The sequence below is a fragment of the Lutimonas vermicola genome, from assembly GCF_038433205.1.
Lineage (GTDB): Bacteria > Bacteroidota > Bacteroidia > Flavobacteriales > Flavobacteriaceae > Lutimonas > Lutimonas vermicola.
In genome coordinates this window covers 204,390-216,973 of record NZ_JBCDNA010000003.1, presented here as the reverse complement: position 1 = coordinate 216,973, position 12,584 = coordinate 204,390, and the positions used below count along the sequence as shown (strand labels likewise).

General features: G+C 37.1%; 15 protein-coding genes. 6 read left to right on the top strand and 9 right to left on the bottom strand.

What is annotated here, in order from left to right; translation table 11 throughout:
- Nucleotides 1-5: 5 nt before the first annotated feature.
- Entirely contained in the window at nt 6-1,682 is a 1,677-nt protein-coding gene (locus AABB81_RS12965) for an ArnT family glycosyltransferase (RefSeq protein ID WP_342160978.1), read from the bottom strand.
- A gap of 65 nt (nt 1,683-1,747) precedes the next feature.
- On the opposite strand from AABB81_RS12965, the gene AABB81_RS12960 reads away from it, so the two are divergent.
- The 3 genes from AABB81_RS12960 to AABB81_RS12950 are packed head-to-tail and all read left to right on the top strand — an operon-like array spanning nt 1,748 to nt 4,263.
- Complete coding sequence (locus AABB81_RS12960; RefSeq protein WP_342160977.1) at nt 1,748-2,479, top strand: polyprenol monophosphomannose synthase; 732 nt, start codon at nt 1,748-1,750, stop codon at nt 2,477-2,479.
- Nucleotides 2,480-2,485: 6 nt separating this feature from the next.
- Nucleotides 2,486-3,829 (top strand): dihydroorotase, encoded by a 1,344-nt coding sequence (locus AABB81_RS12955; protein WP_342160976.1) that lies wholly within the window; start codon nt 2,486-2,488, stop codon nt 3,827-3,829.
- Nucleotides 3,829-4,263 (top strand): DUF4296 domain-containing protein, encoded by a 435-nt coding sequence (locus tag AABB81_RS12950; protein WP_342160975.1) that lies wholly within the window; start codon nt 3,829-3,831, stop codon nt 4,261-4,263. The genes AABB81_RS12955 and AABB81_RS12950 overlap by 1 nt, the downstream gene beginning before the upstream one ends.
- Nucleotides 4,264-4,272: 9 nt before the next feature.
- On the opposite strand, the gene AABB81_RS12945 is transcribed toward AABB81_RS12950, so the two are convergent.
- Entirely contained in the window at nt 4,273-5,274 is a 1,002-nt protein-coding gene (locus AABB81_RS12945; protein WP_342160974.1) for an SDR family oxidoreductase, read from the bottom strand.
- Between the two features lie 123 nt (nt 5,275-5,397).
- On the opposite strand from AABB81_RS12945, the gene tyrS reads away from it, so the two are divergent.
- Complete coding sequence (tyrS, locus tag AABB81_RS12940) at nt 5,398-6,693, top strand: tyrosine--tRNA ligase (RefSeq protein ID WP_342160973.1); 1,296 nt, start codon at nt 5,398-5,400, stop codon at nt 6,691-6,693.
- Nucleotides 6,694-6,784: 91 nt separating this feature from the next.
- A complete protein-coding gene (locus AABB81_RS12935) occupies nt 6,785-7,135 on the top strand; it encodes a YrdB family protein (RefSeq protein ID WP_342160972.1) in 351 nt (116 codons plus the stop codon).
- Nucleotides 7,136-7,185: 50 nt separating this feature from the next.
- Here the strand turns inward: AABB81_RS12935 and AABB81_RS12930 are convergent, their stop codons facing one another.
- The 7 genes from AABB81_RS12930 to AABB81_RS12900 form a co-directional block, all read right to left on the bottom strand.
- Nucleotides 7,186-7,362 (bottom strand): hypothetical protein, encoded by a 177-nt coding sequence (locus AABB81_RS12930; RefSeq protein WP_342160971.1) that lies wholly within the window; start codon nt 7,360-7,362, stop codon nt 7,186-7,188.
- Between the two features lie 239 nt (nt 7,363-7,601).
- Nucleotides 7,602-7,769: a hypothetical protein gene (locus AABB81_RS12925; protein ID WP_342160970.1), complete on the bottom strand. Its 168-nt coding sequence runs from the start codon at nt 7,767-7,769 to the stop codon at nt 7,602-7,604.
- Nucleotides 7,770-7,774: 5 nt separating this feature from the next.
- A complete protein-coding gene (locus tag AABB81_RS12920; RefSeq protein ID WP_342160969.1) occupies nt 7,775-7,948 on the bottom strand; it encodes a hypothetical protein in 174 nt (57 codons plus the stop codon).
- Between the two features lie 75 nt (nt 7,949-8,023).
- Nucleotides 8,024-8,389: a DNA-binding protein gene (locus AABB81_RS12915; RefSeq protein WP_342160968.1), complete on the bottom strand. Its 366-nt coding sequence runs from the start codon at nt 8,387-8,389 to the stop codon at nt 8,024-8,026.
- A 26-nt stretch (nt 8,390-8,415) separates the two neighbouring features.
- Nucleotides 8,416-10,581 (bottom strand): peptidase domain-containing ABC transporter, encoded by a 2,166-nt coding sequence (locus tag AABB81_RS12910; RefSeq protein ID WP_342160967.1) that lies wholly within the window; start codon nt 10,579-10,581, stop codon nt 8,416-8,418.
- A gap of 23 nt (nt 10,582-10,604) precedes the next feature.
- Entirely contained in the window at nt 10,605-11,255 is a 651-nt protein-coding gene (locus AABB81_RS12905; protein ID WP_342160966.1) for a beta-barrel domain-containing protein, read from the bottom strand.
- A 157-nt stretch (nt 11,256-11,412) separates the two neighbouring features.
- Nucleotides 11,413-11,937, bottom strand: a complete 525-nt coding sequence (locus AABB81_RS12900) for a cytochrome P460 family protein (protein WP_342160965.1) — start codon at nt 11,935-11,937, stop codon at nt 11,413-11,415.
- A 164-nt stretch (nt 11,938-12,101) separates the two neighbouring features.
- Between AABB81_RS12900 and AABB81_RS12895 the strand changes: the two genes are divergently transcribed.
- A complete protein-coding gene (locus AABB81_RS12895; protein ID WP_342160964.1) occupies nt 12,102-12,581 on the top strand; it encodes a hypothetical protein in 480 nt (159 codons plus the stop codon).
- The last annotated feature ends 3 nt before the right edge of the window (nt 12,582-12,584 follow it).

Below are 12,584 nucleotides of genomic sequence, written 5' to 3'. Positions count from 1 at the left end.
GCTTTTTATTTGTTAGTCTTAGTAACAGCCACTTTGTTTCCTTGGAATCCTTCAAGTAAATTATAGAATTCAAGGGCAACCCTGAATGTAATAGCCTCATTTTGGGGTATTTCCGGAGCTTCAAAAACAGCTCGCATCACCTTTTCTTTTTTTGCCATTAAACTCTCAGGATGAACTACCTGTAAAGGAACTTTAGCAATAATTCTGTTTTTATACCCTTGAAAAACCCCGACAAACCGAACCTGATCAAAAGTAATATTTTTATCATAAGTATTGATAAATCTAAATTCAAATTGATTGGTACCGGGGTGAAAGGTTAACGCTTCTGTTTCAATGCGGCAAATTACTTTTTCAAAAGTTTGGTAGTCAGGTATTAACTTGCCATATATAAAACTACTATATCTTTTCGCTAATTTTGGTTGGTTTTTTACATATGAGTTAGCGCTGTATATATCTTCTCCCTGCATGTTAGCTTCAAAATCAAGAAGGTTGTACTGACTTTTTCGTCCTTTTAAAATACTGTAGGAATGAGTTTTTATGCCCGTATAAAAATTGTACAATGAAGCGTTGCGATAAGAGTTGACAAATACCACAGGCCTCCCTTCGGTATTGGTTTTTAGGTCTGGGATCCATTGCTGAGACACATGGGGTTCCAACTCAATGGGTGACAGGGAAGGAAAGGCCAAAAATATCCTGATAATGAGTAACAAGCCCAGTTGAATACTTCCCAGGATCACGAGCCATTTACGAGCCTTGGGATGTTCAATGAAATAAGGGAAAATAATGAGCGCTAATGGAATAAGTATAAGGATGACCCACTGGGCCTGAGGCTCTGATTTAAAAGAACTTATAAAGAAAAATATAAAGAAGCCATAAATAATAAACTTCAGCGACTTTGCAAATACCCCGGTGGTTTTTTGCTTAAAAAAAGCCTTATAAACCACAGGAAAAGTAAGACCAACTACAGCAATCATATTTACAAGATGTGTCAGGTTATTGAGTATGCTATACGGTTTTTTACCCCTTTCTTTTAAATGGTATTCAAACGACGGAAAGCCGTTTTGATATTGCCAGTTCAGATGAGGAATAAAAAGAACCAAACCCAAAAGCCCGGCCATCCAAAAACGCGGGTTTTTTAGTAGTTTGAGATGTGAAACAACCACAAAAACAATGACAAGGATACCGTGATATTTGCTGTAAAGCATGGCCGCCATACTAAAGCCCAGTAAAACTATGTTCAAGGTACTTTCTTTGTCAAGAAACCGCTTATAGGACAGAAGAAACAAGGATGTAAAGAGTAATAACGGAGTATCAGGGGTAATGATAAACCCAAAAACCTGCCATAAGGTCAATGAAATCACGACGAGAAAAAACAATAGCACAAAACGCCATTTTTCCTTGTAATCGACCATCGTCCAAATAATCCATATCATCAAGCAAAAACTAATGGTGCTTAAAAGCCTTAAACCAAGTTCACCATCGGCTAATAATTGCCCTATAAAAGCCCACAATGCAACCATTGGGGGGTGATCAAAGTATCCAAAAGCAAGGTTTTTTGACCAGACATAATAATAAGCCTCGTCTTCGAAAAGGTTGGTAAACCTGCTCTGTAATACATTGATTACGAAGAATAAAAGGAGGATGGAAAAAAATTGAATCTTAGGATTCTTTAATCTTTTCATTAAGTATATTCTTAACACAAAATTAGCAATTATTTATTTTACCTTTGTCCCTATAAATAAGTATTATGCAAGATACGCTTGTTATCATTCCTACTTTCAATGAGAAAGAAAATATTGAGAAGATTATAAGGACTACTTTTTCTCAGAAAAAATCATTTGATATTCTAGTTGTTGACGATAGTTCTCCTGACGGCACTGCCGATATTGTAAAGAATTTACAGCAGGAATACCCAAAGAGTCTTTTTCTGGAGATTAGAAATAAGAAAGACGGGCTGGGTCGGGCTTATATTCATGGTTTTAAATGGGCCATTAAAAAGAAATATGACTACATCATTGAAATGGATGCCGATTTTTCGCACAATCCAAAAGATTTAGTTAGGCTGTATAATAAATGCGTCAAAGAGGGAGCAGATGTTTCTATAGGATCGCGATATTCAAGAGGAGTGAATGTAGTCAACTGGCCAATGAAACGTGTTTTATTGTCATATTTTGCTTCGAAATATGTGAGATTTGTTACGGGGATGCCCTTTAACGATACTACGGCAGGCTTTGTTTGTTATCACAGAAAAGTATTGGAAACCATACAGTTAGATAAAATTAAGTTCGTAGGCTACGCCTTTCAGATTGAGATGAAATTTAAAGCTTGGAAACACGGTTTTAATATCCAGGAAGTTTCGGTGATCTTTACAGACAGAACCTTAGGTGAATCTAAAATGAGCAAAACAATAATTACGGAAGCTATTTTCGGAATTATCAAAATGAGATTTGCAGGATTGCCAAAACCAGTAAATAGTTAGGTATTTATGATTATGAACACTTTAATAAGGAATGCTACAATCGTCAATGAAGGAAAGACTTTTGTAAGCGATGTATTGATTGAAGGAGAAAGCATCAAGAAAATAGCTAAAGATATTAGTGATTTTCCCCGAAATACGGCGCTGATTGATGCAAAGGGAAAGATCCTGATGCCCGGTATTATTGACGATCAGGTTCATTTTAGGGAACCGGGGCTTACACATAAAGCTACAATTGCAACAGAATCACGTGCGGCTGTTGCGGGAGGAATTACATCGTTCATGGAAATGCCTAATACAGTTCCTCAGGCCACAACACAAAAACTGCTTGAAAATAAGTTCAAAATAGCGGCAAAAAGTTCATATGCCAACTATTCTTTTATGATGGGCGGGACGAATGATAACCTGGAAGAACTTTTAAAGACCAATCCTAAAAACGTAGCGGGCATAAAGCTGTTTTTGGGCTCTTCAACCGGAAATATGCTGGTGGATGATGAAGAAGTTCTTGAAAAAATATTTTCGTCGACAAAACTTCTTATCGCTGTCCACTGCGAAGACGAGACAACTATAAAAAAAAATTTAGATAAGCAAAAAAGCATATATGGTGATGATATCCCTATTGAAATGCATCCAGTGATAAGAAGTGCTGAGGCCTGTTATAAATCTTCTTCAAAAGCGATTGCTCTTGCCAAAAAAACGGGAGCCAGGCTGCATGTTTTCCATTTGTCAACGGCTATAGAAACAGAACTGTTTACTAACAAAATACCGCTGGAAGAAAAACAAATAACAGCAGAAGTTTGTATCCATCATTTGTGGTTTGATGACAAGGATTATCAAGAGAAAGGAACTTTTATCAAATGGAACCCGGCTGTAAAATCCAAAAAGGATAAAATTGGCCTTTGGAAGGCCATGCTTGACGACAGGATCGATGTAATTGCAACTGATCATGCTCCCCATACACTGGAAGAGAAAAAACAGGTCTACACGAAAGCCCCAAGCGGAGGACCATTGGTGCAACATGGGTTGCTGGCAATGATGGAGGCTGTTAAAAGGGACAAAATCAGCATTGAAAAAGTCGTGGAAAAAATGTGTCACAATCCCGCGAGATTATTTAAAATAGAAAAAAGAGGATTTGTTAAGGAAGGTTATTATGCCGATCTGGTGCTCGTTGATACCAATTCTCCTCAAACTGTCGATAAGGAGAATATCCTGTACAAATGCGGTTGGTCTCCTTTTGAAGGAACAACGTTTCACTCAACGGTTACCCACACTTTTGTCAATGGGCACTTAATCTATAATAAAGGGGTTTTTAATGATTCCATCAAGGGCAAACGATTAATTTTTGACCGTTAATGAAAATATTGTATTCGTTTATATTGATCCTGTTCCTTTTTGCTTGTCAAGATAAAGGCAATTATAAAAAACCGGAAAACCTGATCTCCAAGTCTAAAATGACCGATCTTCTTTTAGATATGCACCTGGTTGTAGGAACCTCCAACGTACAAAATATTTATTTAGAAAAGAATAGAAATTATATGTCCCTGGTTTATGAAAAATACGGGGTAGACAGCACTCAATTTGCTCAATCAAACCTTTACTATACATCCCAAATCGGCGAATACGAAGAAATATTTGAAGAAGTGCATCGAAGGATGAAAATTCTAAAAGAGACCTACGAATCAAGAATGGATTCAATTATGGGCCTTCAGGAGACAGAGAAGAAGGCAAATGAAAAGAGAGACAGCATTATTGAAGCTCAAAGGAAAAGACAAAATATCCTGAATTAAACCCCAATATTATGATTTTAATTCAGTTGAAATTCTTGTGATACAATTTTCAATAGGCTCAAACTCAAATTCAAGCAAGTTTTTAATTTTTTTAGCTGTATAGGGATGGTTAGAAAGTGCTGACTTAGCAGTTCTTCTGGTTAAAAGGGGTGAAGAAAGCGTTATTTTGCTTCTTAGATATTCAAACCGCCAAATAAAGGCAGCCATGATTTTATTGATCCGAATGACCGGCCTTTCTTTTTTGAGTGCATCAGCAATCATGAACAAGATATTTTTATAGGAGAGGTTTTCAGAAACCAGAATAAATCGTTCGTTGAATACAGCAGACTTCATTAAATGAATCATGATTTTCACTACATCCTGCACCCCGACAAAACCTGTGACGCCTTCTGTATAAAATTTTAAACCTTTTTGTACATTGCTAAAAAGCTTTCCTGATCCTTTTTGCCAAAAACCAGCTCCCAGAATCACACCAGGGTTTACGATCACAACCGGAACCCCTTCTTGTGAAGCCCTCCAGACTTCCATTTCTGCTCCGTATTTTGAAATGGCATAATCACTTTTATCGGTTTCATTGTTCCAACTGTCGGATTCATCCATGACTTCACCTTCCGCTCCATTTTCAATAGCGGCAACTGAACTTACAAAACAAAGCTTTTCTACATGCCGGCTGATACAAAGATTTACAATATTCGTAGTACCATCTATATTTACCCTCCTCAATTTCTGATAATCCCTTGAGTCAAAAGAAACCAATGCAGCACAATGATACACGCAGGTAACATTGTCAAAAGCCTTTTCCAATTCAGGGATATCATTCAACCCAGCTTCAACCCAGCGGATTTTGTTAAAAAGACTGTCTGTTTCTGAACCATAAAACCTAAAAACCTCTTTTACGGCGTTGAGGTTACTGTCTATTTGATGAATAGCGCGAACACTATCATTTTCGCGTAAAAGATGATATAACAGGTGGGAGCCCACCAAGCCAGTTCCGCCGGTTACCAAAATCATATTACGAAAATAAACATTTGAACGATACCGGTGCTTTGATAAATCCCTTTATTTGTGTGAATAAATGCAAGATATGATTTCAAAGAAGGCTTTCTTTTTTATATTTGCTGCAAATTTTTAAGAATGAAAAAGAATTTTGTTGAAGAACTGCGCTGGAGAGGACTCCTGCACAATATCATGCCGGGTACAGAAGAGCAACTGCAAAAGGAATCAACTACCGCTTATATAGGATTTGATCCAACAGCAGACTCTTTGCATATTGGGAGTTTGGTACAGATCATCTTATTGATGCATTTGCAAAAATCCGGACATAAACCCATTGCATTGGTTGGCGGGGCCACAGGGATGATCGGGGATCCTTCAGGAAAATCAAATGAAAGGAACTTACTTGACGAAGAAACATTGGCAAAAAATATAAAAGGGGTAAAGCAGACCCTGGAACGGTTTATTGACTTTTCAGGTGCTGTGGAGAATTCTGCTGAGATGGTCAACAACTACGACTGGATGAAAGACCTTTCTTTTCTTGACTTCGCCAGGGATATCGGGAAACATATCACCGTTAATTATATGATGGCCAAAGATTCTGTAAAGAATCGAATCAATGCAGAGTCAAAAGAAGGGATGAGTTTTACCGAATTCACGTATCAATTGGTACAGGGCTACGATTTCCTACATTTATACACCCATAATAATTGTAAACTACAAATAGGAGGGAGCGATCAGTGGGGAAACATAACCACAGGTACTGAATTGATTCGCAGAAAGGTACAAGGAAAAGCCTACGCCTTAACAAGCCCCTTAGTGACCAAGGCAGACGGAACCAAATTTGGAAAAACCGAAGGCGGAAATATCTGGCTCGATATCAATAGAACATCGCCTTATAAATTTTATCAATATTGGTTAAACGCCTCAGATGTAGATGCTGAGAATTACATCAGGATATTTACATTTCTCGATCAGGATACAATTGAGAAGCTTATAGTGGAGCATAAAGAAGCACCGCATCTAAGATTGTTACAAAAGAAAGTAGGCGAGGAGGTAACGATTATGTGTCATGGAGAAGAAGCTTTTGAAAATGCGGTAAAGGCTTCTCAGATCTTATTTGGTAAATCTACAGCCGAAGATCTTAAAACACTGGATGAACAGACTTTTTTAGACGTTTTTGACGGGGTTCCTCAGGCCGAAATTGAAAAAGCTGACCTGGAAAACGGCTTGGATATTGTTGATGCTTTGAATGAAAAATCAGGCTTTTTAAAATCTAACGGCGAGGCCAGAAGGGCGCTTAAAGAAAATTCTATTTCCGTAAACAAGGAAAAAGTAAAAGAAGACTTTGTTTTAAGTACCAAAGACTTGATAGCAGATAAGTTTGTCTTATTACAAAGAGGGAAAAGGAATTATTTTTTGTTAAAAGTGGTTTAATAAGGCATTATTTTCAACTTTGTTTCTTATCCCTTTTCATTGAAAAATTAATCAACTGCCATTCACAATGGGAAGCCATCCTATTAATCTAATGATTCGATTTCTGCTGGAGCTTGCGGCTTTGGGATCTGTAGGTTTATGGGGCTGGAAAAGTTTTGACGGCACGCTTCAATATGCAGTTGGCCTGGGCTTACCCATTTTAATGACCTTTGTGTGGGGAACCTTTGCTGTTCCTGATGATCCAAGTCGCTCCGGTAAAGCTCCAATACCGGTGTCTGGCATGATTAGATTAATGATTGAATTTATATTTTTTGCTTTGGCCGTTTGGGCAGTATTTAACCTGGAATATACCGGATTGAGTTATGCTTTAGGTGGGATTGTCATCATACATTATCTTGTTTCTTATGACAGGGTAAAGTGGTTGTTGACTCAAAGGAATTAAAGGAATCACATAAAAAAATGCCTCGTTAAACAACGAGGCATTTTTTGTTTTTAGCGGTCTGTAAGATGGGTAAGGCCGTATGACCAGATGTTGTACATTTCCCTAAACCAGCTGCCTATAGCGTAACCCGCCGCATATGAACCCGATGCGGGATCCGTTCCGCCTCTTATTAATTGCAGTTCTTTGTTATTGAGTTTTGTTACACTTGAAATTTTTAATTGTGTCATTTTAATTTTTTGTTTTTAAGATTATTTCTTTTGAGATAATAAATACCAGTACAAATCAATATCACGCTTATCATAAAATAGTATATGGTATTTATGGTTTTGCTTGAATCTACCGAAAAAATTGAAAAGTCATCCATAGGGTCTGTTATGATGGTATCCAGGAAAAAAAGTAAATTAAAAAACCCAACACATATAAATAAAAGTCCGATATTGATTTTAGTTTTCATAATTCTCTTTTTTTAAGTGATTTGCTCATTTCCCATGAGTCCATCGTAGATTCCACGGTAAAAACTCCCTACAGATTTATAATACCATTCCACGGCATCTTTAATAGGGCCTCCTCCATTGCACTCAATCAATTGATCCTGGTTCAGGTAAATGCAATATGTATATTCAAGATTTTCCATATTGATTAATTTGGCGCATTCCATCCTTCGAGAAACCATTGACCCGCTTGATCCAAGGCCCTTCCAAGACTTACTGTTGTTGTAACTACTCCTAAAACAACTAAAATCGGATGACCTCCGGTTGTTGTTGTCAATTCGTCGAATGATAATTCATTCGTGGCATAATTTAATTCATTCATAAATTTTTAGTTTTTTGACATCCAGATTCCATAGATATCAGATTTTACATTTGATTTTTCAAAATATGGTTACGTCTAACCGGCTACGTCTAGCTTTTTTTTGAGGTAACAAAGATAATTTTGCTTACTGCAGCCTCCTTGCAGTGAAATAACATAATCTGCAAATTTTCCCCCAGCGTAAATATTGACCAATTTTTCATGGGTGATTACCTGAACTGAAATGTTAATCGTTAACTCAAAATCATTTTTATAATAATATGTTTTTGTCCGCCGGTTAAAGTATAGAGGAGCGTCAAATTCTCTCAATTGTTCAAGTAAAAGATAGGTAAGCCTGGTGCTGATATGCAGTTTCTCTGCCAGCTCTGAGGGGGTTCCTGTATTTTCAAGCTTTATCATTCGATGAATTTTTCGAAGTCTTTCCAGTTGTTTTAGGTTTTTCATAATGGAGGTTTATATATAGAATTAGCTTAAATGACTTTTGAGGATTGAGGAAATTGCTTTTCCCAAAGCGTTTTATACGACCCGTTTTTATGGATCAATTCATTGTGGCTGCCTTGCTCAACAAGTTTTCCGTCCTTTAGCACCAAAAGGTTGTCTACAAAAGTCAGTTTGAGCAACCTATGAGAAACCAGAATAACCGTTTTCCCGGTTTTTTTAAATCCGAGAAGCGTTTTTTGAAGCGCATATTCAGCCTCACTGTCAAGAGATGCCGCAGCTTCATCAAGGACCAGGACTTCAGGGTCTTTATAAAGAGCCCTGGCAATGGCAATTCGTTGTTTTTGACCTCCCGACAGCGAAGCTCCGTTTTCACCTAATTGCGTATAAAACCCCTGAGGCAGATCTTCTATAAATTGCATTATTTCGAGAGATGTACAAACCGTTAGAACCTTTTTCATATTGATATCCGATGATCCTATAGTAATGTTGTCAATAATATTACCATCAAAAAGATGAATAGTTTGAGGAACCACGCTTATAAGTGCTCTTACACTTGACAGGCACATATATTTTATATCTCGTTCATTTAGAAGAATACTTCCTTTGTTTATTGGATACAGGCCTTGAAGTAAGTTCAGCAGTGTGGATTTTCCCGAACCGCTTTCGCCAACAATCGCGGTGATTTCACCTTTTTTTAGGCACAAATTAAGATCAGAGAATATATTTTGCCTGTTGCTGTATCTGAATGAGACGTTTTTAAATTCTATGCTGTTTATTGCTGATTCATGAATTTGATATTTAATATCTTTTGATTCTATCTCGAGATCAAGGATTTCAAAAAGCCTGTCGGCCGCGATGATCGCGTTTTGAATTGCTTTATTGGAGGATATCAGCGCCGATACCGGACCGGTAAAATAACCGATGATCGCATAAAACGAAAACAATTCCCCTGGGGATAATTCCTTTGCAATGACGTAAAAAGAACCGATCCATAGCAACAAAATTGTAAATAAACTCGTAACACTCTGTGTTGAATATTGACTAAAGATATGATTTAGTGAAGAGCGATATCCAATTTTGAGAAGCTTGATAAACTTAGTTTCAGTTTTGGTATGCATATAGTCTAAAAGCCCGAATTGTTTCACAGTAGCTATTGCATGTAAGGATTCTACCAACTGACTTTCAAGATCCGCGGAGGCTTCCATAATCACTCGTTCTGTTTTTTTGTTCAATGCATTGGTGATCAAAAAAATCATTGCATAAATCGGAATCACGGCCAGCATTAAAAGGCCTAGTTTCCAATAATAAGTGAACATCAGCATAAAGGAGAACAAAACAATAAATATATTCACCATTAGGGTTAAAGAAGTATTGTTAATAAATATTCTGATGTTCACAGCATCGTTGATACGAGACAATATCTCACCCACACGCATCGTGTCAAAGAATTTCTGGGGAAGTTTTAAAAGGTGTTTATAATACCCAAGGATTAACCGGGCATCAATTTCCTGTCCGGACCTAAGGAGAAAAATATCTTTAAAAACACTGAGAATGATTTGTATGATTAATAGAAAGACCATTGATATACTCATGATATTCAGTAAATTAGTATTATCGTTTACGAGAACATGATCAGTGATTTTCTGAATATATATAGAGGTTGAAAATCCAAGAAGGGTGTAGAATACAGATCCTATCAAGGATTGTATCAAGGTAAATTTATGGGGCTTTAACAAATACCAGAACCTTAACATCAAAGACACTTTTTCATTTCCGGGCATAAAAGAATCATTTGGAAGCAAAATGACAAGAACACCGGTCCATTGTTTAATAAAGCTATCAATAGAAACATTTTTGAGTTGACCGATTCCAGGATCCATGATCCGGATCTTTTTTTCGGAAACTTTGTAAATCACGACAAAATGCTGTAAACGGCCGTTGATAATAATATGGGCAATTGCCGGTATTGGAATTTTATGCAGGCTTGCTTCTGCTCCCTTTACTCCTTTTGCGTCAAATCCCAGTTTTTCTGCCCCCTCGATTAGACCCATAAGATTGGTCCCCTCCTTGTCGGTTCCAACCAATTGACGGATTTTTGAAATGGGAATATAAAGTTTATAATAAGAAGATATAGATGATAAACAGGCTGCTCCACAGTCTGTAATATCCTGTTGTTTAATGTTCAGTTTTGACATAATTGTTTAAAGCAAGTGTGATTCTATTTATGTAGCGAGTCGAACAATAATTGAAGCAGGGACTTCTTTTCCAGAAGAAACCGGGCAGTAAGCGCCATGCCTTTTTGAAGATTTGCCATTGTCGTTTTATTTAAAAAAAGATTGGTTTCATCCAGGGAACATAAAATTCTGTACATATGAAGATCATTGATTTTAACAAGGCTCCTGTATATCCCAATAATATGCCCTGAGGCTAAACCCCAATACCCTTGTTTAAAGGCATGTATCCGAAATTTAACTTTCTGGTCTTTTTTGATCAAAGCCATATCTGAAGGAGATAAATAACATTCGACAACAAGATCAGTTTGTGGAGATGCCCCATCAAGGGAACTTATTAGAAAGCCAGGATTTGATGTTTCCAACCTTTTGAGCAGCAGTACACTGTCATTTTGATATATAAAATCAGCAGTATTCCTTTCATTTTTGGGGCTTGCATCCGGATTTATCTCTTTTTCTGATCTGATTATCCCTGAAGAAGTCTTGTAAAGGTCAATTCTTATAAGGGGCAGGGCTACACATATAGCAAGTAAACTCAACAATAAGATGATATAGATTATTCTGTGCCTTTTTGAATTTTTGAACCGGTGCTGTTCAGTACTATATTCTAAAATTTCTACTGGAAATACAGGCTTCATGGTAAAGGAAGTGATTGAGATTTGAATTAATGAAAATAACGGGACTCAAAATTCGGTCAATTCATCAATTTTTCTCCTTTACAGCCCTTAAAATAAGTCAGGCTTCTCCGTAATTTATACAATTCCAAAGCCAGGACAAAGACTCGAAATAAGTTAATTACTGCATTTTTTGGTAAGTTGTAAATTTAAAATCAGTCTCTTTCGCATTATTGTGACAGGCGATGCACCTTGCCGTACCTCCCGTTGAGCTCTGATAATTTCCGTTTCGTTTTTCAAAACTTGCATAACCCCAATTACCGGGGTTTTGTGAGAATTGCTTACTGTCTTTAATGGAATAATCGATTTGCTGAATTTCATCAGCTTCCAAGGCCTCTTTAAAGGTTGACATATTCTTTACGCTCCAGGCGATGTTCACTAAAATACTGCCTTCAGGAAAGGGCTGCTCTTTAGAAAGGGCTATAAAAGCTTTTTTATTGGCCAGAATATAGCGGAGTTCGCTATTATCAGTCACAAAATGCGTGGCCACAATTTTATAGTTTTTATAATTTTCAATTTCTTTAAAACGAAGGCCATTATCCGGCATTGTAAGGTCCGGAACTTCAGAAAACACCATGTACGCATCAGCGTTGTTACAAGATTGTAAGGATAGAAGTATCAAGATCAGAAGTAGCGTTTTTTTCATAATGGGTTGGATAAGAATTGCGATCAAGGTAAAGATAATCTTTGAGAATAGAAGGATAATTTTGATTCAGAAACTAAGTAAAACGGTCATTTTCAACAGATTTGACCCATTCAATAAGATTGAGTATCTTAGGATACTTTTACGAAATCAGCAAATTCAATACCATGAAAAACATACTCCTGTTTATTAGCCTGTGCTGTTTTCTCGGGTTTTCTGATCTAAGCAATGATAAAAATGCTTTCCCTGAATCAAATGAGGATCAAGTCAATTTCGATTGGCTTCTCGGAAGCTGGAAAAGAACAAATGACCAGGAAGGGTCCCAAACTTTTGAACACTGGAAAAAAATTGATGATACTGAATTAAAAGGCAGCGGCTATACCTTAAAAGCCTCAGACACGCTATGGCAGGAATCAATCAGATTGATCAAATCAAAAGATAGCTGGAACTTTGAAGTGAAAGGACATGACGCTGTTGAGCCCACGATTTTCAAAGTAACCCAAATTGACTTGGAGAGTTTTACCTGCGAAAACAAGGCCAATGAATTCCCTAAGAAGATTCGCTATGCCAAAGTTGAAAAAGGCCTTAACGCCGTTATCTCGGGAGACGGAAAAGTAGTATTGTTCCAGTTTGTAAGAATCCCTTAAATT

Excerpts from the sequence above, each read along its gene's own strand:
- AABB81_RS12955 (WP_342160976.1), top strand. The coding sequence starts at position 2,486 with ATGATTATGAACACTTTAATAAGGAATGCTACAATCGTCAATGAAGGA.
- AABB81_RS12900 (WP_342160965.1), bottom strand. The coding sequence starts at position 11,937 with ATGAAAAAAACGCTACTTCTGATCTTGATACTTCTATCCTTACAATCT.
- AABB81_RS12915 (WP_342160968.1), bottom strand. The coding sequence starts at position 8,389 with ATGAAAAACCTAAAACAACTGGAAAGACTTCGAAAAATTCATCGAATG.
- AABB81_RS12935 (WP_342160972.1), top strand. The coding sequence starts at position 6,785 with ATGATTCGATTTCTGCTGGAGCTTGCGGCTTTGGGATCTGTAGGTTTA.
- AABB81_RS12945 (WP_342160974.1), bottom strand. The coding sequence starts at position 5,274 with ATGATTTTGGTAACCGGCGGAACTGGCTTGGTGGGCTCCCACCTGTTA.
- AABB81_RS12925 (WP_342160970.1), bottom strand. The coding sequence starts at position 7,769 with ATGGAAAATCTTGAATATACATATTGCATTTACCTGAACCAGGATCAA.
- AABB81_RS12910 (WP_342160967.1), bottom strand. The coding sequence starts at position 10,581 with ATGTCAAAACTGAACATTAAACAACAGGATATTACAGACTGTGGAGCA.
- AABB81_RS12905 (WP_342160966.1), bottom strand. The coding sequence starts at position 11,255 with ATGAAGCCTGTATTTCCAGTAGAAATTTTAGAATATAGTACTGAACAG.
- tyrS (WP_342160973.1), top strand. The coding sequence starts at position 5,398 with ATGAAAAAGAATTTTGTTGAAGAACTGCGCTGGAGAGGACTCCTGCAC.
- AABB81_RS12950 (WP_342160975.1), top strand. The coding sequence starts at position 3,829 with ATGAAAATATTGTATTCGTTTATATTGATCCTGTTCCTTTTTGCTTGT.
- AABB81_RS12960 (WP_342160977.1), top strand. The coding sequence starts at position 1,748 with ATGCAAGATACGCTTGTTATCATTCCTACTTTCAATGAGAAAGAAAAT.
- AABB81_RS12930 (WP_342160971.1), bottom strand. The coding sequence starts at position 7,362 with ATGACACAATTAAAAATTTCAAGTGTAACAAAACTCAATAACAAAGAA.
- AABB81_RS12895 (WP_342160964.1), top strand. The coding sequence starts at position 12,102 with ATGAAAAACATACTCCTGTTTATTAGCCTGTGCTGTTTTCTCGGGTTT.
- AABB81_RS12920 (WP_342160969.1), bottom strand. The coding sequence starts at position 7,948 with ATGAATGAATTAAATTATGCCACGAATGAATTATCATTCGACGAATTG.
- AABB81_RS12965 (WP_342160978.1), bottom strand. The coding sequence starts at position 1,682 with ATGAAAAGATTAAAGAATCCTAAGATTCAATTTTTTTCCATCCTCCTT.